We start from the raw sequence: 21,718 nt of genomic DNA on the forward strand, positions 1-21,718 counted from the left end.
CTCCTTCCTGTGCGGTCATCTGCGGCTCTGTTCGTCCATTTCTCGGGCCTTGGCCAAGAGCAGTGCGCCGAGCTCGTCCTCGGTCAGCCCGTCGATCCCCTCGGTTTCGGCGTCCTCCCGCTCCCGCGCGGGGCCAGCGGCCACCGGCGCCGGACCGCCGCGCGGGGCCTCGGCGGAGGCGTCCCCGGAGCTCAGTGGCAGGTCCAGGCGTTCGGCGAGGTAGGGGACCAGGGCGTCGATGGTGGGGTAGCGCCAACCGACTGTCGCTGGCAGCGCGACGCCCAGTGATCCCTGTAGGCGGGCGCGCAGCTCCAGGGTGCGTACCGAGTCGAATCCCAGTCGGGCCAGGGGGGCCGCTGGGTCCAGGGTCCCGGCCTGCTGTCCGAGCGTCTCGGCGGCCAGACCGACCACGTGCGCGACGAGCAGGGTCCGGCGGCGGCTGGGATCGGCCCTCCGGATGAGGTCGATCCGCTCCCTGTTCTCCTCGTCCGGCTCTCCGGCGCCCGTCGCCGTCGCTCCGTCGGCCGAGGCGGTCTCGAGGAAGTCCATCCCGTGCTCACGGGCCAGCTCCCGAAGGTGCGTCGCGCGCTCCCCCGCCGGTCCGGCGTATGCGAGCCCGGCGAGCGGCTCCGCGGACCCGCGCAGCCGGTCGAGGAGCCCTGAGGTGTCCTCGGACGGCGGGACCGTTTCGGCCCGCACTCCTCGCGCCCGCAGTCCGGCGGCGGCCTTCTTGGCTTTCTCCGCGCCGTCGACGAGGACGATCCGCCGAGCGCCGGCCTCAGCGAGCAGCCGCGCGGCCCGGTCCGCGTCGGGGCCCCAGGCCGCGTACGTGGTGCCCGGCCGCGGCAGGAACCCGCCCGGTGGAGGCACCAACGGTCCGTCCCGGTCGGGGACAAGGACGAGTTTGCCGACATGGCGGGCCCTTGCCATGTCGGCCAGCACGTCCGGGGCGGACCGGAGGGGGTGGGCGGTGACGTCGATCGGGCTGAGGACCTCGGTGGCGAATCCGCGCAGGAGAGCCTCGAAGAGCTCCTGAACCTCCTCGGGCCGTTCCCACAGCACGGCGTCCAGGTCGACGGCGAGCAGGGCGCGGTTTTCGGCGAAGGCGCCGAGGCCGATGATGGAGTCGTCGGCGATATCCCGCTTGCCCAGTTCGATCAGGCGGCCGCCAGGGGCCAACAGTCCGAGGCTCCGCACGAGCGCGTCGCCGGTCAGGGAGTTGAGGACGACATCGACCCCGCGGCCTCCGGTGGCCGCATCGACGGCGTCGGCGAAAGCGAGGGAGCGCGAATCGTACACACGGTCGGCCGGCAGTCCTCGTCGTCTCAGCAGTTCCCGCTTCTCCTCGGACCCCGCGGTCGCGAAGACCTCCGCGCCGCGGGCCCGCGCCACGGCCAGTGCCGCTTGACCCACCCCGCCGGTGGCCGAGTGGATGAGCACGGTCTCTCCGGCGCGCAGGCGAGCCAGGTTCCCCAAGGCGTGCAACGCGGTGAGGTAGGCGATCGGCACGGCGGCCGCCTGTGTGTCGGAGAGGCCTTCGGGGCGGCGCGCCACGAGATGGGCCTCGGTGGTGGTGTAGGCGGCCGCAGCCGAAGTGGCCACCGCGATGACGGGGTCGCCCGCCCGCAGGCCGGTCACGCCCTCCCCCACCACGCTGATCCGGCCAGCGCACTCGATGCCCAGCGGCACCGGGCCCGCTGTTCCCGGGTAGGTGCCCATGGCCTTCAGCGCGTCGCTGAAGTTCAGGCCGGCTGCGGCCACCTCGATCTCGACCTGGCCGGGGCCGGGGGGGAATCGGCGCCAGGACGTCGGCGCCACCGAACCAAGCAGGCCCGGCCGCGCGGCCAGGAGGCGCACGTTGTCCCCTTCGGCATCGGCGGCCCGTCCCCCGGCCCGGTCGGACCGCTGGGAGCCGTCCCGCAGCACGAGCCGCGTGTCGCCGCCGGAGCCGGGATCGCCTTCGGGTGCCGGAGCGGTAGGGGTCCGCTCCACGGGTGCCGGTGCGTACCGCCGCCGCTGCCAGGGGTAAGCGGGCAGGTCGATAACCGCGCGAGGCGGCCCCGGGGGCGTGTCGGCGTCCTGCGCCGGATCGCGTCTGCTCGGTTCGCTCTCCCCCGCGGCCACGGCCTGCAGCGCCGCCAGCGCCACCGTCCGGTCCGCGGCCACGACCCGGACGTACCAGGGGTGTCGCGCCCGCCCTTGGGAGGCCGTGTAGGCGAAGGCCGGATAGTCCGCGTCGTCCAGTTCGAGCAGGCGGTCTCCGAGCGCCGCCGCGTAGGTCCGCAGCGCTTCGGGCGTGTGGGCCGACACCTCGAAGCCCCCGGCCTCGGCGGGGCCGGAGGGGACGCGCCCGTCGGGCTCTTCCGCCCCGTCGGCCTCGCCGAGTCCATCCGCCGGCGCCAGGATGAGCTGCGCGTTGGTACCGCCCATGCTGAACGCGTTCACGGCAACGCAGCGCCCGGGCGAGCGCCAGGGCTCCAGCCGGTCCGGCAGGACCAGGCCGGTGTCGGCCAACTCGATCATCGGGTTAGGAGTGGTGAACCCTGGCAAGGGCGGCACCGCCCCGTACCGCAGGCACGCGATCCCTTTGAGGAGGGCGGCCACACCGGCGGCCGACTCGGCGTGCCCCAGGTTCGCCTTGACCGTACCGACCGGCAGGGGGGATGTGCGGTCGGGGCCGCCGAACGCGGCGGCGACTGCCTCCAGCTCGATCGCGTCGCCGATCGGTGTCGCGGTCCCGTGCGCCTCGACCAGGCCGATGTCGGCCGCGGTCAGCTCCGCGTCGGCCAGCGCGGTCTCCATGAGCGCAGTGAGCGAGAGCACGTTGGGCGCGGTGAACCCGGTGGACCTGCCGTACTGGTTGACTGCAGAGCCCTTGATGACGCCCAGGACGCGGTCCCCGTCACGTCGCGCGTCCACCAGCCTCTTGAGGACCACCACGCCGCAGCCCTCGGCACGGACGAAACCGTTGGCTCGGGCGTCGAACGAACGGCAGCGGCCGTCTGCGGCCAGCGCGCCGACCGCGTCGAGCTGCCGGGTCATCCGCGGGGAGAGCACCAGGCTGACACCCCCGGCCAGCGCCGTGTCGCACTCCCCGCGGGCCAGCGCCTGGCGCGCGAGGTGCACGGCTACCAGAGACGACGAGCAGGCGGTGTCCACGGCCAGGGCTGGTCCGCCCACGCCGAGGGCGTAGGCGGTGCGGCCGACCGCGAAGTAGTGCCCGTTGCCCATGGACCAGTTCCGGTCGGGATCTCCGTCCAACCGGTCCCAGTAGTCGTTGTTGGTGATGCCGACGTAGAGGCCCGTCCGTCCGGAATCCAGCCGGTCGGGCGGCAGGGCCGCGTTCTCCAGGGCCTCCCAGGCGACCTCCAGCAGCAGCCGGTGCTGCGGGTCGAGCGCGGTTGCCTCCTCCTCGTCGATCCCAAAGAAATCCGCGTCGAAGTCCATCACCTCGTCGAAGAACCCTCCGACCTGCGGCAGGTGCTCCCATTCCCGGGTGAAGGGCTCCATCCGTTCCGGAGGCATCGGCCGGACCAGGTCCGCGCCCTCCGCGAGCACATTCCAGTAGGAGTCGAGGTCGACGACGCCCCCGGGGAAGCGCAAGCCCGCGCCGACGACGGCCACTGGGCCGCTTCCTCGCGCCGCGTCCCGTTCGGCGCGCAGCCTCCTGACCGTATCCAGGGCCCGTGTCAGCGGGGTGGCCTGGGCTGCTCCTCCGGTCGCCACGTCTTCTGCCACGGTCACTGCCCCTTCTCTGCGGCGCTCTGTGCAGTCTGGAGCCGCTCGGCCAGGAGCCCGGTCAGGGCACGGGTGTTGCCGTAGGTCCACAGCAGGGTGGGCGAGAGGGTGAGCGCGAACTCCGCCTCCAAGCGGTTGCGCAACTCCAGACTCATGAGGGAGTCCAAGCCGAGCGACTTGAAGGGGGTGTCGCCGTCGATGGAGTCCGCGTCCAGGCGCAGGACCCGCCCGGCAAGCTCGCGCACCTTGGACTCCACCAGCCGCGACCCCTCGCCGGGCGGGGAGGCGCGGAACTCGTCGAGGAACGCGTTGCCGGTGTCCCCTGCGGACCGCCCGCCGTCGGCGGCCCGGCGGAGCTCGCTCCAGCTGGGCAGGGCCGCGGTGTCAGGGTAGGACTCGAACCATCGGCGCGGGTCGAGCGGCGCGTAGGAGACAACCGCCTCGTCCTCGGACAGAATCCTTTCCAGGGCGTGCCAGGCCTCCCGCGTGGTGAAGCCGCCCAGGCCCCGCTCCTCCAGACGGCCACCGCGGTCACCCCGCCGGGCGGCCAGGCCGACGTCGGTGAAGGGCCCCCACTGGACGCTGTGGGCCGGCAGTCCTCGCCGTCGGCGGTCCTGAGCCAGTGCGTCCATGGCGGCGTTGGCCGCAGCGTAGGCCGCCTGCCCGGCGTTGCCGAAGAGGGCCGCGGCCGAAGAGAAGAGGATGAAGAAGTCCAGGGGGTCGCCGTCGGTGACGGAGTCCACGTGTGCGGCCCCGTCAATCTTGGGTGCCAGAACCCGGGACAGCTGTTCGGGGCGCAGGCCGCTGACCGTGGCGTCGTCGAGCAGGCCCGCGGCGTGGACCACACCGCGGAGCGGTGGCAGCTGCTCGCGCACCCGGCGGACGTCCCCGGCGTCGGAGACGTCGGCCTGGAAGGTATCCACCCGCGTCCCGCGGCCGCGGATGTCCTCGATCCTGCGGAGCGTCTCGGGACCAGGAGCGGAGCGGCCGACCAGCGCCAACCGCCCGGCCCCGCGTTCAGCCATGAACTCGGCCAGAGAGAGTCCGAGGGCACCCAGACCGCCGGTGATCAGGTAGGTACCGTCCTGGCGGAGTCGGCCGTCACGCAGGGGTTCGGGCACCACCCCGCGCACACCCTCGGGTTCGGCCAGGACGAACTTGCCGATGTGCAGGCCCTGCGACATGCGGCGCAGGGCCTCGGCCGCATCGGCGAAGGCGCTCGTGTGGACCGGGAGCGGCCCGAGCTCCCCGGTCTCGACCCGTTCCCACACGTCGCGCAGCAGGCGCGCGAACCGCTCGGGGCGCCGCCGCATGAGACCCACCAGATCCACCGAGAAGAACCCCATGCGCTTGCGGAAGGTACCGAGCCCGATCGTCCGCCCGCCGTGGATGTCCTGCTTGCCGACCTCAACGAAGCGGCCGTCCTCGGCGAGCACCTCCAGGCCGCGTTCAATGGCCGATCCGGTGAGCGAGTTGAGCACGACATCGACACCACAGCCGTCTGTGGCCGCCAGCACCTCCGCGGCCCAGGAAGGGCCACGGGAGTCGAAGACGTGGTCGATACCAAGCCCGCGCAGGTACCGGCGCTTGTCCTCGCTGCCGGCCGTCGCCACGATCCGGGCCCCCAGTGACCGGGCGACCTGGACGGCCGCCAGACCGAGACCGCCAGCTGCGGAGTGTACGAGCACGGTCTCCCCTGCAGCCAACCCGGCTAGGTCGTTGAGCCCGTACCAGGCGGTCGCCAGCACTGAGGGCAGCGCCGCCGCGTCGGTGTCGTCCAGGTGGTCGGGGACGGGGCGGGTGTGGTCCGCGCGCACGGTCTGATGCGAGGCCAGCGCGCCGGGACCGCAGGCGGCCACCCGGTCGCCGATCCGCAGACCGGTCACGCTCTCCCCGACGCGGGTGACCACACCGACCGCGTCCAGCCCCAGCACGTCCCGCCCATCCGGGTCCGGGTAGGTGCCCATCGCCTTCATGACGTCGATGAAGTTGAGCCCGGCGGCCCTCACCTCGATCTCGACCTCCTCCGGGCCGGGAGCGGCCTTGAGCGCCGGCCGGAACGTCAGACCGTCCCAGAACCCCGGCCGGTCCGGGCTGAGCCGGAAGGGCTGGGCGGGGGTGCGCCACTCGAGTGGCCGGGCGTCTGGGAAGGGGGCGGCGGGCCCGCGCCGGATACGCCCGGCGTAACGGTCCTCTCCGCGCAGTGCGACCTGGTCCTCTCCGTCGTCGGCGAGGAGCTCTCGGGCGCACCGCGACGCCCATCCTCCGTCGTCGGGGTCCACGTCGATCAGGCGGGAACGCAGGGCGGGATGCTCGCGCCGGACTACGCGGCCGAACCCCCAGTAGAGAGCGGGCCCGGTACGGGGGCGGTCAGCGGGCAGCACGCTCTGAGCGCCCGCGGTGACCACCGCCAGCCGCGGCGCCTGTGCCTGCGCCGAACAGGCCCGCACCAGGGTGGTCAGGGACCAGAGTCCTCCGCCGCTGGCCTCGCTGCTGCCGTTGTCACGCGAGGCCACGAAGACGACCCCGGACACCGGGGCCGACCGTCCGGACAGGGCGCTCTCCCAGCCCGCTCCGTCCGCCGCGGCGATCACCGGATCCGCGGCCGTGCCGGCGTCCCGCAGCGCGGCGGCCAGCGCCTCGGCGGCCTCGGACTCCCCCCTGGGAGCGCAGACGGCCCAGGCCGCGCCGGGCGTCGGCGAGGCCCCCTGCTCGTCGGTACGGGGGCGAGCGACGAAGGCGAGTCGGTGCAGCCGGTCTGCCTCCCCGTCGTCGGTCCCAGCGGAGTCGGGCAGCGGGGTGAGCTGCAGACCCTCCAGCACCAGCAGAGGCCGCAAGTCGGCGTCCCAGCAGTGGATGTCGAACAGCAGACGGCCGCGGCACACGGCGTAGGCCCGCAGGCGGGTGATCGGCTGGGTCGGCTCCTCCACCAGGTAGACGTGCCGCACTGCACTGGGCACTGCGGCGCCCTCCGCCTCCACCAGGGGAAGGCAGGCCTGCATCGCGCCGTCCCACAGCGCCGGATGGAGGGCGTCGGGACGCAGTGACGCCGCGCACTCCTCGGGCAGCCGGACGTCGGCAAGCACCTCTCTCTCCCCCACGCTCAGGCTCTGGACCGCGCGAAACGCCGGTCCGTAGTCCAGGCCCTTGCGGGCGCAGTCGGCGTAGAACTCTTCGGGGCCGACCCGGAGCGCCCCATCCAACCGATCGGGGCAAGCCAGGGGAGCCGGGCCAGGCGGTGTGGTCGGCAGGGCGCGGGCCCGGGCGTGCTCGGTCCACGAGGTGGCACCGGGGGGCAGGGAGGACAGCGAGACGTCACCCGAGCCCGCGGTGTCGTCTCGCCAGCGGACCACGGTCCGCACCGGACCGTCGTTCAGCGGGAACTCGCTGCGCAAGGACACGTCGGACAGGACCGCGGGGAGGGCACCGGTGCGAGTCCGCGCGATGTCCGCCAGCGTCCCCATCATCGCCGCGCCGGGCATCAGTGCCGTGTCGTGCACCCGATGGTCACCCAGGTAGGGCTGGTCCAACAGGCTCACCTCGGCCGTGGCCACCCAAACGCCCTGCTCGACGAGGTCGGGGACGAGTTGTGGGTCACGCGAGGAGGAACCGGAGGCGGGGCGCCGGCCGGGGGCCACCCAGTGTCGGGTGCGTTGCCAGGGGTAGGGGGGAAGTGGTACGTGGACATCCCCCGGAAACCCGCCGAACGGCTCCAGCCCGGCAAGGTAGGCGCGGGCCGTGCACTCGGCGACGTCCCGCAGGGAGCCCTTGTTCCGGCGCAGGGTGGCGAGGGCCCGAGGCGGTTCGGGGCGCGTGGCGGCGATCTGCTCGATGGCCGGGACGAGGATGGGGTGCGGGCTGACCTCCACCACTCGGGTGACACCGTCATCGAAGACCCCGTTCACCGCGTCGGCGAACATGACGGGTCGCCGCAGGTTGTCCACCCAGTAGCGGGTGTCCAGCTCCGGCCCGGACAGCATGGTCCTGCGCACCGTCGACATCAAAGGGATGCGTCCCTCGACCGGCCGCACTGGCTCCAGCGCCGCGAGCAGGTCCTCTTCCAGCGCGTCCATCTGTGGACTGTGCGAGGCATAGTCCACGTTGACCAGTCGACAGAACGTGCCCTCGGCGTCGAGCAGCTCCTTCAGGGCCCGGATCAGCTCCGCGTCGCCGGAGAGCACACTGCTGCGCGGGCCGTTACTCACGGCCAAGGAGACTCCGTGCTCAAACCCTTCGATGGCCTTCTGGGCCTGGTCGGTGTCGAGGTCGACCGCGAGCATGAGGCCCTGGCCCGACACGCGGCGGACGATCGAGCTGCGCCGGGCCATCAGCAGAGCCGCGTCCTCGTAGGAGAGCATGCCCGCCACCGTGGCCGCAGTGATCTCCCCCTGGCTATGGCCTACCACGACATCCGGTTCCACCCCGGCGGCACGCCAGACCTCGCATAGGCCGACCGACATCGCCCACAGAACTGGCTGCACCATGTCAATCCGCGAGAGCCACTCCTGCCCTGCGCGTCCGGACACCACGTCGACCAAGTCCCAGTCCACGTGCGGTAGCAGTGCGTCCGCGCAGCGTCGGACCGCCTGTGTGAAGGCGGGGTGCTCGTCGTAGAGCCCACGTCCCATGCCGTGCCACTGCGCCCCCTGGCCCGGGAAGACGAAGGCCGTCTTGCCCTCCTGACCGACCCGACCGGCGAATACACCCTCGTGCTCGCGGCCGGGGTCCTCGGCGTAGTGGGCGAGGCGATCCCGTGCCTCCTGGGCGTCGGCCGCGACGACCGCGACCCGGTGCGGGAAATGGTCGCGCCGCCGGGCTAGTGTGCCCGCGATGTGAACGAGCGGCGATGTACCGCTCCCGTCCAGCGCCTCACCGACGTCCCTGGCCCGTGTTCGGAGCGCTTCGGCGGTGTGACCGGACAGGGGCAGGAAGACAGGGCCTCCCCCTTGCTGTACGGGGGAGGCTGTGACCGTCGTCGGCGGGGTCTCCACCGTGACGTGCGCGTTGGTCCCTCCCCAGCCGAAGGAGCTGACCCCGGCCAGGAGGCGCCCCGTCGACGGAAGGTCCACGGGAGCGTTGACGACGCGCAGGTTCAGTTCGCCGAAGGGGATGTCGGGATTGCGGTCCTCGGCGTGCAGGCTCGGCGGCACCACCCGGTGCTCAAGGACCAGCAGCGCCTTGACCAGACCGGCGAGTCCTGCCACCGCTTCCAGGTGCCCAATATTCGTCTTGACCGATCCGACCGGCAGCGGCCCCGCGGCACTCCCCCGCCGACTGCCCAGCACCCGGCCGATAGCACCGGCCTCGACGGGGTCCCCACGCCGCGTACCAGTACCGTGCGCCTCGACGTAGGCCACCTCCGCAGTGGGGAAGCCCTCGCGGTCGTAGATCTGTCGCAGCAGGTCCTCTTGGCCCCGTGCACGGGGCGTCACCAGGCTCTCGCCGCCGCCGTCCTGGTTAACCGCGGTGGCAGTGATGACGCCGCGGACCCTGTCCCCGTCCCGCAGGGCGCGGTCGAGAGGTTTGACGTAGACGGCGACCACCCCCTCGCCGCGGACGAAACCGTCCGCGTCCGCTGAGAAAGCCTTGCACCGTCCCCCTGGAGAGAGCCCGCCGAAGTGAGTGAGTCCGATGGAGACGTCGGGAGCAAGGATGAGGTTGACGCCGCCCACGATCGCTCCGTCGATGTCCCCGGCCGCCAGCGCCTGGCGAGCCAGGTGCAGCGCGACGAGCGAGGAGGAGCAGCCGGTCTCGACCGTCATGCTCGGCCCCGTGGTCCCCAGGAAGTAGGCCACACGCGCGGAGACGATGTCCAGGGCGTTGCCCACCGCGCTGTGCTGGGTGGCCGGTGCGCCCATGTCCTTGCGCAGGAGTTCGTAGTCATGCCAGGACGCCCCGACATAGACCCCCGTGCGACTGCCCGTCAGCGAGCCGGCCGGAACCCCGGCGTCCTCCAGCGCACGCCAGGTCGTTTCGAGCATGAGGCGCTGCTGGGGGTCGATGACCTCCGCCTCCCGAGGGGAGATGCCGAAGAAGGCGGCGTCGAAGACGTCAACCTCGTCGAGGAAACCACCAACGTCTTGGATCCGCCGATGCGGGTCCAACTGGGCTCCTGTGTCCCACCGGTCAGCCGGGACCGGGCCGATGGCATCGCGCCCTTCAACGATCAGGCGCCAGAGCGCGTCGGTGTCCTCGGCCTTCGGGAAGCGTCCGGCCATCCCAACGACGGCGAGCGGTTGTTCAGCGCCAAGTCTCCCTTGGGGTGGCTGCATGGCAACTTCCTTTCGCTCAGAATCTGCGCACGAAGGGGCCGGTGAATTGACGTGCCGCGGAACCAGCCGGACGGTGGACGACCGCGGCCGCCGAGTACAAGGGCGGCCGTGGCTTCCCGCGAGGGACGGATCCGCGATCCGTCCGTCCACGGTGGATCATGCATGCCATTGCGGATGCACACAACCGAAATGCAGAACACTCGGGTTCGGCCGCACGGACGCCGACTCCGATGATCTTGTGTGCAACTATCCAATTCCTACGGTTGCACAAAAGGCTATCGCCACTGACCTGCGCGAGTCCGGCCAGGATCGGCGCCCAGGGAGGGGGATGCACCGAACTGAAACGGCCGGAACCGGCCACTACGCATCGGTTGAAGACGCTCTGGACTTACGCGGTACCATCTGCTGCTGTTGCTATCTTGACGTTCGGACACGTTCACGTGGAGTCGAGGGACACGGCTCCGCCGCACACGGAGTTGCGTGACTGTTCGATGAACGCACCGAGTCTTAACACCAACATCAGACCGGACCCCAGCAAGAAGTCCAAAAAATTTCTACGTGCAATTCCTCTGCTTTCCGAAGTTCCTGGGGCCGGCAATCCCGAGCGCAACCGTGTAAAAGCACCTACTGTTCTTTGGAGGTTCAGTGGCAACGCAGCACAGGCTCGCCGTCCTAGGGGCGGGAGTCATGGGTGCGAACATCGCGGCCCTGGCCATTGGACACGGCATCTCCACTCTGGTGATCGACACCAGCACAGCGGCCCTGGCCGAAGTGAAGTCGCGTATCCGACTGCGGCTCCAGCACGCCCGACTGATGGACGCTCTCCCAGACGGACGTACTGAGGGGGAGCTCACCACCGCCGGTTCGATCGCAGCGCTGGGAGACGCCATAGCGGTCGTCGAGGCGGTGACCGAACTGGCGGAGGTCAAGAAGAAGGCCTTGGCCGAGGCCGAGGCCGCAGTGCCTCCCGGGACTCCGCTCATCACCAACACCTCGGGAATCCCCATCAATGAGCTCGCCAACGCCCTCACCCGACCGGGGGAGCTCGTCGGCGTCCACTTCATGAATCCCACTTACCTCATCCCGATGGTCGAGGTCGTCCAGGGGCCGCGGTCCACGGAGGCCGCCATGCGGTCAGTACTCGATCTGCTGGCGGACCTGGGCAGGGAGGCGGTCACGGTAGGCGACGGCCCCGGCTTCGTCACCAGCCGACTCCTGCACCCGATGATCAACGACGCGGCGCGCGTGGTGGCCGAGGGCACTGCGGACGCCGCGTCGGTGGACCGGCTGTTGCAGGGCTGTCTGGGACATTCCACCGGGCCGCTGTACACCGCCGACATCATCGGCATCGACAACCTCGTCGACGCCCTCACGCTGCTCCACGAGCGTACCGGCGACGAGCGGACGCGCCCCTGCGACCTGCTTCTGCGGATGAGGGACGAGGGACGCCTCGGCCGCAAGTCCGGCCGCGGATTCTACGAGTACGAAAAGGAAGCCACATGAGCGATCAGTCGAACACCGCAGCACCGATAAGCGCCGAGGCCGTCGCCGAGGAACTGTCGGCGTACCTCTCCGAACGCTTCGACACCCCTGTCGGAACCGATCACGACCTCTTCGCCTCCGGTCTGGTCTCCTCGATCTTCGCGATGGAGCTGGTGGCCCGCTTGGAGAAGACCTACGGGGTGGACCTGCGCGGTCCTGACCTGAAGCTGGACAACTTCCGCACCGCGGACCGCATGGCCGCGCTGGTGCACCGTCTGCGGGGTGCGTCCGGCGATGTCTGAACACCTCGACAGCCGCCTGGAGGAGGCGCTGAGCCTGGTCACCGGTCTGGCCGAGGACAGCGCCGAGGAGTGGGACCGCTCGGGATGGATCCCCGAGGAGATCCTGCGCAAGGCCGGAGCCCAGGGGCTGCTGTGCGCACAGGTGCTCACCGATTATGGCGGCATAGGCGCCGACAGCGTGGGGAACGGGCGGCTCACCGCCCATGCCGGTGCCCTGTGCAGCTCCTTGAGGAGTGTCATGACCTCCCAGGGCATGGCCGCCTGGACCATCGAGCGATTGGGGGACGCGGCACAGCGCAAGGACCTGCTACCCCAGCTCACCGCCGGCCGGCTCGCGGCCGTCGGCTTCGCCGAGCCGGAAGCCGGCAGCGACCTGGCCGCGATCGGCACCCGGGCCCGCCGGAAGGGGAACGGAATCGTCCTCGACGGGGAGAAGAAGTGGGTGACCGCGGCCTGTTACGCCGATCTTCTCCTAGTGCTGACACGTTTCGAGGACGGCGCGGCGTTCGCGGTGGTGCCGGCCTCGGCTCCGGGTGTGCGGATCGAACGGGTGCCCGCTCCGCTGGGCTGCCGCGCCGCCGGCCACGCCGACCTGCACTTCTCGGGCGTCACGCTGCCCAACGAGAACGTGCTCGGCGGTGAGGGCCTGCTCCTGCCGATGGTCATCACGACCGCCCTGACCTACGGGCGTATGTCGGTCGCCTGGGGGTGCGTGGGAATACTGCGCGCCTGCCTGCGCAGCGCCACCTCGCACGCCGCACACCGCGAGCAGTTCGGCCGCCCCCTGGCCGACCACCAGTTGGTCGGGCGCCTCTTGGCGGAACTCCTGGTGGCGGAGCGTACCGCGACCCACGCCTGCGAGCACGCCAGCCGCGCCTGGGACGAGAACAGGGTGGACCTGGCGGCCGAAGCGGTCCTGGCCAAGTACATCAGCTCCGTACAGGCCGCCCGGAGCGCGGCCTCCGCCGTGCAGGTGCTCGGTTCGAGGGGGGCCGACGACAGCCACGTGGTCGCCCGAGCCTACCGAGACGCCAAATTGATGGAGATCATCGAGGGCAGCAACGAGATCAGCCAGACGATCCTCGCCCGCCATGCCCTCAACGTAGCGGTCTGAGCGCAGGAGGACACGTGTCAGAGCGACCGACTCTGGTCAAATGCCTGGTCTGGGACCTGGACAACACCCTTTGGAAGGGAACGCTCTCGGAGGACGACCGGGTGTGGCTGCCCGAGGAGATCCGTGAGATCGTCGCCGAACTCGACTCCCGGGGCATCCTGCAGTCCATCGCCAGCAAGAACGACTTCGCCCCTGCCTGGGAGCGACTGGAGGAACTGGGCATAGCCGAGTACTTCGTCCTCCCCCGGATCGGTTGGGGCCCCAAGTCCGCGTCGGTGGCCGCGGTCGCCGACCGCCTGAGGTTCGCCCAGGGAACGATCGCGTTCATCGACGACCAACCGACCGAGCGTGCCGAGGTCTCCCACCATCTGCCGGAGGTGCGCTGCTATGCGGCCGAGGACGCGCTGAAACTGCCCGGACTGGCCGAGTTCAGTCCGGACAGGGTGACTGTGGACTCGGCCCAACGGCGGCGGATGTACCAGGCGAACTTCCGCCGGGAAGCCGAGCAGGCCGAGTTCAAGGGCCCTGACGAGGAGTTCCTGCGCACCCTCGACATCGCGATGGACATCGGTCGCGCGGGCGACGAGGAGATCTCCCGGGTCGAGGAGCTCACCCTGCGCACCAGCCAGATGAACGCTACAGGCGTGCATTACCCCGACTCCGCTCTTCGTGAGCTGATGGACGATCCTGACCACGAGGTCCTGACCGTGACCATGCGGGACCGGTTCGGACCACACGGCGCCGTGGGAGTGGTTCTGCTCAAGCGACTCCCCGGCCTGTGGAACCTCAAACTGCTGGCGACGTCCTGCCGTGTGGTCTCGTTCGGAGCCGGCGCAGCAATCCTGGGCTGGCTGTCAGACCAGGCAGCTAGGGCCGGTGTGCACATAGCCGCCGACTTCCGGCGCACCGAGCGCAACCGCATGATGGAAGTGGCCTACCGCTTCGCCGGATACGAGGAGGCGGACTGCACCTGTGCGGCGTCCGCGCTGCCGACGCCGGCGGAAGCGGTCCAGCGACTGCACCTGCGCCCCGAACGCCAGGAGCCCACCGCCGTGATCCGCCTGACCGCCGTTGACCTGGCCGGAGCCGGAAAGCCGACCCCAACCACTAGTCGAACTTTTTGAGCACGAGTGTGATGCCGTCGGCCATCGGGAGGAGCGAGATCTCCACCCGGTGGTCGCGGTGCAGTGCCTCGTTCAGTCGGCGGATCGCCTCGGTGTCTGCGTCCCGCGCGTCCGGGTCGATCACCCGACCGAAAAAAAGCGTGTTGTCGATGACGATGAGACCGCCGGGCCGCACCAATTTGAGAACACTCTCGTAGTACTTCTCGTAATTCGCCTTGTCGGCATCTATGAACGCGAGGTCGATTCCTTCGCCTCCCAATTCCGACAGCAGCGAGCCGAGGGTGTCCGCCGCATCTCCGACACGCAAGGAGATGCGGTCCTCAACGTCAGCCCGGCTCCAGTACTCTCGGCCGATGTCCGACCATTTCGTGCTGATATCACACGTGATGACGCGCCCTCCGGGAGGAAGCGCACGGGCCATGCACAGCGCGCTATAACCGGTAAAGGTGCCGATCTCCAGGACCGTCCGCGCTCCGAGGGCCGACACCAACAGCGCCAGCAGCTGCCCTTCCTCAGCCGAGACCTGCATCGCCTTCCCCATCGGGAGATCGGCCGTCTCCTCACGCAGCTCGCGCAACACCGGGTCATCCCTCAGCGAAACGCGCCGGACATAGGAGGTGATTTCTGGACCGAAGTCCATCTGATCCGCCATTTCAGTTAGGCCTCTCAATAATCAGTTTTTCACTGAGCCTCGCCAAAGATATAGAAATACGAACGGGGTGTCGAGCGTTCTCCCTTCCTCCGGGCCGGTGTCCGTGGCCGGGCCGTGGACACCGAGCCGGAGAAAGCATGAGCGTGCCCTCTTACTGGGAATGGGTCAGATCCGACTCAGAGGTGGCACCGCTCTTCACACGGAGGGCGACGCAGGCGCCCACTAGGGCGACGCCTGCGGCGACGAGGAACGCCGCAGTCATCCCATCAAGGAAGGTAGCCTGCGCCACCGCGGCGATCTGGTCAGCGATCTGCGCCGAGGCGCCCTCGGGGACCGGGGCGGCGCCAACGGATACCACTTCGGCGGCCTCCCCCAGTTCGTCGGGTTCCAGCGGGGCCAGACCCGCGTCGGTCCACCGGTCGGGCAGGGCTGTGGACACGCGCGCCGCCATCACGCCGCTGAGCACAGCGGTGCCCAGACTGCCGCCGAGCTGAAGGGCGGACTGGTGCAGACCACTGGCCACCCCGGCCAGTTCGATGGGCGCGTTGCCAACGATGACGCCGGTGGCCCCCACAATCACCGGCGCCATGCCCAGGCCCAGCAGGGCGAACCAGCCCAGGGTGACGGCGGTCGAGGAGCCCGCGTCCAGGTTCGCCACACCTACCAGGGCCGTGGCGGTGAAGAGCATGCCGACCACCATCGGCATTCGCGCGCCGACAGCAGTGATCAGCCGTCCAGCCAGGGGCGCGGCGACGATCATCATGCCGGTCAGCGGCAGCAGACGCAGCCCACTCTCGCCCGCTCCCAGCCCCTGGATGTTCTGCAGGTAGAAGGTGATGAAGAAGAGCCCGCCGACCAGCGCGAAGGCCATCAGCGCCACCAGTATCACTCCGGCCAGAAGCGGCCCGGAGGCGAACAGCCTGCGCGGCAGCAGTGGTTCGGCGGCCCGCCTCTCCACCAGGACGAACAGCACCAGCAGCACCGCGGATGCGCCCAGGAAGGCCCAGGTCCCCGCGTCGCCGCGACGCAGGGCTTCGGCGTTCACCAGGGGCCAAAGCAGGCAGAACATGGCCGCGCTAAGCAGGGCGATCCCCGCGGCGTCAAAGGTACGGGTGGCGTTCTCCACGCGGTGCGCCTTGAGCACGGCCAGGCCCAGCGCCAAGATCACCGCGCCGATCGGAACGTTGAGGAGGAACACCGACTCCCAGCCGACGTGCTCCACCAACAGGCCTCCCACCAGGGGCCCAGCCGCGGTAGAGGCGCCGATCACCATGCCGTAGACACCGATCGCCATGGTCAGTCGTTCGGCCGGGAAGGTCGCGCGCAGCAGGCTCAGGCCGGAGGGCATGATGAGCGCGCCGCTCACCCCCTGGAGCACTCGCAGCGCGATCATCAACCACATGTGGCCGGAGACGGCGATGAACGCAGCGGTGACCGCGAAGCCCGCCACCCCGATGAGGAAGACCGTTCGGTGTCCGAAGCGGTCGCCGAGCCTGCCTGCGGGGATAAGCGAGATCGCCAGGGCGAGCAGGTAGGCGTTGGTGATCCACTGCACGTCCGTGAGGGACGCGCCGAGCTCTCGTTGCAGCGCCGGATTGGCCACGGCAACGATCGTCATGTTCAGATCGGTCATCATCACGCCGAGCGCGACAGCGATCAGAGTCCACCATGGGTGCCCGCGCAGACGGCGTGACACGCCCTTCCCGGTGTCTGCAGGCGGGTCGGCGTTGGTGTCAGGAGACGTCATCTCTTCCTCCTTGCATTAACTTACGGCGTAAGAGTAACGTGGAACTCAAACATACACCGTAAGAGACTCATCAGCAGAACGCATGAGCAAACGGAAGGTTCTGATGGACGTGCAGAATGAGACCCGCCCGGGGCGATGGCAGCCCGTGGTCCAGGCATCGCAGATCGGCGCGGGCCTGCAGCTGGTCTGCATTGTGCTGCCGCTGCTCGACCTGTGGATCTTCGGCTCGATCGAGCGACACGTGGCGGCCGCCTACCCCGACTGGGGGCCGGCCGAGGTAGCCGGTGACCGCAACGCGATCGCCATCTACCTCGTGACCGTGGGCGCGGTGGGGCTGCTGGGATGGCTTGTGACCATCTGGACCGCGCGCAAGGGTCGTGGCGTGCGGGCGACCGTGACCACGCTCTTCGTCCTCGGCATGATCACGCTGATCACCACTGCCGGAATCAGCGGTGGGGCCTACGAACAGATCGTCCCGCTGTGGCTGGGGCTCACGCTGCTCCTCATCCTTCTGCTCCCCGGAGCCACGGCGATGGTGGCAGCGTGGTCCCGCAGTCGGAGGTGATTTCAGCCGGGCCCGCCACCCGGCGGCGGGTGGCGGGCCCGGTCGCCATGAGTCTGCGGTGCGCTGCACATCGCCCCATCCGAGGGCCAGCACCCGCAGCGCCGGCGCAAAAGGACCACGGGGGTAGACCACCGACCTTCGATTGAGTGGTCGCAACCTGCCGTGGCAAGCGGGCCGCGGTCTTCGCCGGACCAGACCCTGGTCTCCTCGACCTGAATCTGGCCCGGCGATCTCACCGGTTCAGAACCAGTGCCTAGTCGATGCCGTCCCAGAGTTCTCGTTCTGCCGACCAGGGGTCGCGGACGGGGGACGCGAAGGTGTCGAAGCGCATGACGGTCCGTTCCCGCAGGTCGTAGTGGGGCCAGCCTGGATCGCCGTGGGTGGCGAAGGCGATCCAGGAGGCGTGCATAGTGTCAGCAAGCGACTGTGGTGGTTCCTCCCCGGTCAACGCCTGGAATCGGGGGTCGTCCAGGACGTCGAAGACAAACGGGACCTCCAGGAAGTGGCACGCACCGAGCAGACCGTCAAACCGGGGGGAACGCCAGGCGAACTCGTACATGTGGACCGGCACCCCGGATACAGCCCTGGCCTCGGCCAGCCGGTAGGCGGGAGCACGGTACCACCAGTCGCGTTGGAGGAGCGCCAGGATGTCACCCGGCCCCGCATCGGGAGCACCTCGACGGTAAATGGCCGACGCGCGTTCGGCCGGAAGCTCGTATAGCCGCATGGCGGTGGCCAGGTCCTTCTCGGTAACGGCTTCGAGCTCCCCGGAGGGCACCAGTGAGAGCCGTCCTTCCTCGGTGTTGGTACCGAGCAGGACATCAACGTTGGCGGACGCGCCGGCCCTGACTAGGTCAATGGGCCGTCCGGGCAGGGTGCGTCCGTCGACCACCGGCTGCCAGGCGGTCACGCGAGCGCCCGGTTCACCGTTCCAGCGCCGCGGGTCGGGGCGGAGGGCTAGCTGCGGCATCAAGTCCATCTGGGCCTCCAGAAGCAATGCCGGGGAAGCGGACGCGATCGCCTCTTGTGTGGGCTGGACGCCGAGCGCCTCCGCCAAGAGCTGCCCCACGTGGCGCGCGGTCTCAGGTGTCTGAACGAAGTTGCCGGCCCCACTTTGCAGGATCGCGCGCCGGAACAGGCCGCTTGCCGCGGGCATCGCGAGCAGGGTGGCGGCGCACATCGCACCGGAGGACTGCCCGAACACGGTGACGTTACCGGGATCGCCACCAAAGGCCGCGATATTGTCCCGCACCCACTCCAGCGCGGCAATCTGATCGAGCAGGCCTAGGTTGGCGGTCCCGTCACCCAACGCCAAGAACCCTTCAGCCCCCAGCCTGTAGTTGACGCTCACCAGCACCACTCCGTCGCGGGCGAAGCGGCTTCCATCGTAGATGCTGCTACCACCGCCGTCGAAACCGCCGCCGTGGATCCAGACCATGACCGGCAGGCCAGCATGTCCCAGGTCAGCGGTCCAGACGTTGAGGTTGAGGCAGCCGTTGCCGTCCACGGTGGGGTAGAACTCATCCAACCCCGCAGGCAGGGCAAAGGACGGCTGCGCAGCGGTGGGGCCGAACTCGACGGTCTTGCGCACGCCGGTCCAGGGTTCAACCGGCCGAGGCGGCTGGAACCGCAGGGGCCCCCGGGGCGGCATCGCGTACGGAATACCCCGGAACACATGGACATTGTCCTCGGTCCTGCCGAGCACGGTACCGCTGTGCGTGGCAACAGCGAGATCGGCCCTGTCCACTTCCCCGTACCCGGCAGGGGTGCTCACGCGCCTCACACATTCCTCCTTAGTACGGGAAGGAGGGACACAGAACCGCATAGGCCGGCCTGAGAACCCCTCTCCCCATCCCGGCCGGGGACGGCACGCTCGTGTCGTCTCTCATGACAGCTCGAAACGAAGGACGCCGTGTTCGCCCTCAGAGCGCACACGGCCGCCAGCTGGCGCAGACGACCGCTTTGCCGGATCAGTGACATGTGTGTCAGCACCATGATTGTTCCAGCCACAAGTCCATACCCCTCTCAGCTTCTTACAAGGTATGTTTCGCGCCAACACTAATCTTATGCCGTAAGATTTATCGGAACACGCGCGGGCTTCCATGACGACCAATCGGGGTTGCGACCATGGTCCGGGCCCACCAAGCTGGCCGCCCTCTGCGTGCCGCGGTCGGCATAGAGCCTGCTCTGGCACCGTGGATGGCGTGCCCGGACGTCCGTGAACTCTCCGATGCCGGGTGGGCCCTGCTCGCCCCGCCCATGCCCACCAACCCGCGCAGGGGCAGGAAGTGGGCCGACCACCGCCGCAAACGCATCGCCAACCGGCTGCGCATCGACGCCGACAGCGGCGAGGAACTCAGCCTCAGGATCGACTCCACCAGAGTCCGTGCCCACCAGCACGCCGCCGGAGCGGCGAAAAAAGGGAAACAGCGCGGGACGAAGTGGACAGGGCCGAGGCCCTGGGCCGCTCCCGGGACGGGCTGAGCACCAAACTCCACCTCGGCGATGCGCTTGTTCGCCGCGGCCAGCTCGGTCTTCTCAGCGCTGGTCAGGCCGGGGCCAGGCCTTGGTCGATACGGTCCTGGCACCGCCAGGCATAGACCGCCTCGGTGCTGATGCCCAGGTCACGTGCCACGTCCGCGACGCTGCGCCCCGCTTCGAGCAGCTCCAGGACCTTGCGGCGGAACTCGGCGGGGTATTCACGACGTCCCACACTGCCTCCTTGAGGTCACGTGGTCCCAGAATCCAGAAATCCGGCTCCGAAGAACGCAGGACACACCAAAGCCTCTAAAGAACCCGGCACGAGACAAGGGCGCCACTGTGGTGATGTCTGCAGATCGGCGCAGCCTTAGTCACCTTCCGTGACCAAGAAGGAGTCTGCCTGGGGTCAGCGCGTCGGCGCGGCGACCGGCCCCGGCAGGTGCCATGAGCCGTCGTCGAGCCGCAGCGATGCCGCCCGGGCTCGCAGCGTTCCCCCGGTTCCCAGGCCGACCACGACCCCGCACGCGTTCCCGGAAGCGGTCCCACACGGGCGCAGCCCCGCCGGAGACGGAAACGGTTGCGCCAGTCGGGACGGCAAGACAGACCGTAACCGAAACGATCACCTGTCGGCAGGCGCGCCCCGGCCCGGGACCCCGAGCCCGGTTTCCACTGGTTCCGAGGCTTCGCACCAAAACTTCACCGTGCACACGAATACCCGGATGGCCACCCTTTCCCAAGACCGGAAAAGGAGCAAAAGCACTCCGGGAACCAGCACCTTCCCCCCGGAACGCATTCCGACAGCCGAGTTTCGAAAAAACAATAAATATCCCCCTCAGCCACACAAGTACGCCCACCCCACGAGCGAGAGGAAAGCCGACGCGTCCACGACGTGGACACCACACGGACGTATCGTTCCTGGAACGGCACCCGTGCCCTTGGTACGGTTGCCGCCTGACACGAGGAATCACGGCGTCCCGCCAGTACGCCCGAACCGCGAGGATACCCGCCAACGCGATTGAGGCCCCGCCGCACCCGTCGGCGGAGAAGCAGAGAGACCCCTTTCCCACCAGACCGCAAACACCCTTTCCGACGATTATGGAGTGATCCGATGGCTGTCGACGTGGTGTTCCTGGACGTGGGTCAGGGAGACTGCACCATCCTCTACTTCTACGACAGGAAAGGCACTGCCGCGTCCGACTTCGGAAGCTTCTACCCCAAGGGCTGGAAACCTCCGAAAAAGAACGGTTCCCTGGTCGTCGTGGACGCCGGATCGACGAAGAGCAAGAGCACCGTCAGGCCGAACGTGGAGGATGTGGTCGACTACTACGCCAAGGCGGCGGGCGGAAAGATCGACTGGCTCGTCCTCACCCACCCCGACACGGACCACTACAACATGGTTCCCGACGTCTTGAAAAAGTGTGCCAAAGTAGACAATGTCATCTACTCCGGAAGCCTCACGGAGTACAAGCGCAGGGGAATCGACCTCACCAAGTTCCTCACGGACATGGAGACCGCGAAGAAGGCCAACCCGGTCCTCCCCCTCGACAGCTCGATGAACGCGCCCCTCGTACTCGACGAGTACGGTCACAAGCTGTGGCTGCTGTCCATGAACTCGTCGGGGACCATCGGGACCAGGAGCCGCACGAGCCACTCCGTGAACACCGACAGCGTAGTCCTGCTCCTGGGAACAGATCCAGGAAAAAAGGGAAGAAACTACAAGATTTTCCTCATGGGCGACGCGACCGAGGACACCGAACTGAGCATCATCGCGGGCACCGCCGCGAGCGGCTCCAAGATCCTTTCGAAGGATTACCTGACCCTGCTGAAGATGGGTCACCACGGCAGCACGTCGTCCACATCCAAGAAGTGGGTGGAGGCGATCACCCCTGACGGCGTGCTCGCCAGTTCGGACACCAGGGGATTCGGTGTCGGCGGAACCGGAATGCCGAGCAGAACACACCTGGACAACATCGAGACATGGGCCAAGTGGACGAAACCGGGACCCATGGCCGCACACAAATACGCCTTCTTCGACGACACCCCGGCGGTCAAGGACTTCTCCGTCGCCAGCACCCAGCAGGTCCTGTGCACCACGTTGATCGAAAAGAGGACGACGAAGGTCGGAGGGAGAAAAATACCGGAGTGGGTCGGCGGCAACTGGTTCTGGCGCCTGGCATGGAGTGACGACAAGTACGTCCAGATCTGGAGGAGCTGACGTGTCGCACACGTCCTCACGGTCCG

General features: G+C 69.0%; 13 protein-coding genes. 7 read left to right on the forward strand and 6 right to left on the reverse strand.

Annotated elements, in window-relative coordinates:
* Positions 1-15: 15 nt before the first annotated feature.
* Entirely contained in the window at positions 16-3,744 is a 3,729-nt protein-coding gene (locus tag G011_RS30770; RefSeq protein ID WP_081642995.1) for a beta-ketoacyl synthase N-terminal-like domain-containing protein, read from the reverse strand.
* Positions 3,741-10,010, reverse strand: a complete 6,270-nt coding sequence (locus G011_RS0119410) for a type I polyketide synthase (protein WP_036552831.1) — start codon at positions 10,008-10,010, stop codon at positions 3,741-3,743. The genes G011_RS30770 and G011_RS0119410 overlap by 4 nt, the downstream gene beginning before the upstream one ends.
* 645 nt (positions 10,011-10,655) lie before the next feature.
* On the opposite strand from G011_RS0119410, the gene G011_RS0119415 reads away from it, so the two are divergent.
* The 4 genes from G011_RS0119415 to G011_RS30035 are packed head-to-tail and all read left to right on the forward strand — an operon-like array spanning position 10,656 to position 14,032.
* A complete protein-coding gene (locus G011_RS0119415) occupies positions 10,656-11,513 on the forward strand; it encodes a 3-hydroxyacyl-CoA dehydrogenase family protein (protein ID WP_019609946.1) in 858 nt (285 codons plus the stop codon).
* Positions 11,510-11,794 carry an acyl carrier protein gene (locus tag G011_RS0119420; protein ID WP_019609947.1) on the forward strand — a complete coding sequence of 95 codons (285 nt, stop codon included), beginning with the start codon at positions 11,510-11,512 and terminating at the stop codon, positions 11,792-11,794. Before G011_RS0119415 ends, G011_RS0119420 begins: the two co-directional genes overlap by 4 nt.
* On the forward strand, positions 11,787-12,908 hold the full coding sequence (locus tag G011_RS0119425; RefSeq protein ID WP_026338451.1) for an acyl-CoA dehydrogenase family protein: 1,122 nt from the start codon (positions 11,787-11,789) through the stop codon (positions 12,906-12,908). Before G011_RS0119420 ends, G011_RS0119425 begins: the two co-directional genes overlap by 8 nt.
* A 14-nt stretch (positions 12,909-12,922) precedes the next feature.
* Entirely contained in the window at positions 12,923-14,032 is a 1,110-nt protein-coding gene (locus tag G011_RS30035; protein WP_019609949.1) for an HAD family hydrolase, read from the forward strand.
* On the opposite strand, the gene G011_RS0119435 is transcribed toward G011_RS30035, so the two are convergent.
* On the reverse strand, positions 14,016-14,684 hold the full coding sequence (locus G011_RS0119435; protein WP_019609950.1) for an O-methyltransferase: 669 nt from the start codon (positions 14,682-14,684) through the stop codon (positions 14,016-14,018). The genes G011_RS30035 and G011_RS0119435 overlap by 17 nt on opposite strands.
* Before the next feature lie 151 nt (positions 14,685-14,835).
* Positions 14,836-16,431, reverse strand: coding sequence for an MFS transporter (locus G011_RS0119440; RefSeq protein WP_019609951.1), 1,596 nt, complete (start codon positions 16,429-16,431; stop codon positions 14,836-14,838).
* Between the two features lie 82 nt (positions 16,432-16,513).
* Between G011_RS0119440 and G011_RS0119445 the strand changes: the two genes are divergently transcribed.
* Positions 16,514-16,996, forward strand: a complete 483-nt coding sequence (locus G011_RS0119445) for a hypothetical protein (protein ID WP_231391530.1) — start codon at positions 16,514-16,516, stop codon at positions 16,994-16,996.
* 253 nt (positions 16,997-17,249) lie between these two features.
* Here G011_RS0119445 and G011_RS0119450 read toward each other — a convergent pair whose 3' ends face one another.
* Positions 17,250-18,770 carry a carboxylesterase/lipase family protein gene (locus G011_RS0119450; protein WP_231391531.1) on the reverse strand — a complete coding sequence of 507 codons (1,521 nt, stop codon included), beginning with the start codon at positions 18,768-18,770 and terminating at the stop codon, positions 17,250-17,252.
* 425 nt (positions 18,771-19,195) lie between these two features.
* On the opposite strand from G011_RS0119450, the gene G011_RS33015 reads away from it, so the two are divergent.
* Positions 19,196-19,480 (forward strand): hypothetical protein, encoded by a 285-nt coding sequence (locus G011_RS33015; RefSeq protein ID WP_369757393.1) that lies wholly within the window; start codon positions 19,196-19,198, stop codon positions 19,478-19,480.
* A gap of 64 nt (positions 19,481-19,544) precedes the next feature.
* Here G011_RS33015 and G011_RS31230 read toward each other — a convergent pair whose 3' ends face one another.
* Positions 19,545-19,709, reverse strand: a complete 165-nt coding sequence (locus tag G011_RS31230; RefSeq protein WP_019609954.1) for a transposase — start codon at positions 19,707-19,709, stop codon at positions 19,545-19,547.
* A gap of 876 nt (positions 19,710-20,585) precedes the next feature.
* On the opposite strand from G011_RS31230, the gene G011_RS0119460 reads away from it, so the two are divergent.
* On the forward strand, positions 20,586-21,692 hold the full coding sequence (locus G011_RS0119460; protein WP_019609955.1) for a ComEC/Rec2 family competence protein: 1,107 nt from the start codon (positions 20,586-20,588) through the stop codon (positions 21,690-21,692).
* The last annotated feature ends 26 nt before the right edge of the window (positions 21,693-21,718 follow it).

The sequence above is a fragment of the Nocardiopsis sp. CNS-639 genome, from assembly GCF_000381685.1.
GTDB lineage: Bacteria > Actinomycetota > Actinomycetes > Streptosporangiales > Streptosporangiaceae > Nocardiopsis > Nocardiopsis dassonvillei.

Coding starts and splice junctions, on each gene's coding strand:
- G011_RS0119410 (WP_036552831.1), bottom strand. CDS start 10,010: ATGCAGCCACCCCAAGGGAGACTTGGCGCTGAACAACCGCTCGCCGTC.
- G011_RS0119420 (WP_019609947.1), top strand. CDS start 11,510: ATGAGCGATCAGTCGAACACCGCAGCACCGATAAGCGCCGAGGCCGTC.
- G011_RS0119425 (WP_026338451.1), top strand. CDS start 11,787: ATGTCTGAACACCTCGACAGCCGCCTGGAGGAGGCGCTGAGCCTGGTC.
- G011_RS0119435 (WP_019609950.1), bottom strand. CDS start 14,684: ATGGCGGATCAGATGGACTTCGGTCCAGAAATCACCTCCTATGTCCGG.
- G011_RS0119440 (WP_019609951.1), bottom strand. CDS start 16,431: ATGACGTCTCCTGACACCAACGCCGACCCGCCTGCAGACACCGGGAAG.
- G011_RS0119445 (WP_231391530.1), top strand. CDS start 16,514: ATGAGCAAACGGAAGGTTCTGATGGACGTGCAGAATGAGACCCGCCCG.
- G011_RS33015 (WP_369757393.1), top strand. CDS start 19,196: ATGGCGTGCCCGGACGTCCGTGAACTCTCCGATGCCGGGTGGGCCCTG.
- G011_RS0119460 (WP_019609955.1), top strand. CDS start 20,586: ATGGCTGTCGACGTGGTGTTCCTGGACGTGGGTCAGGGAGACTGCACC.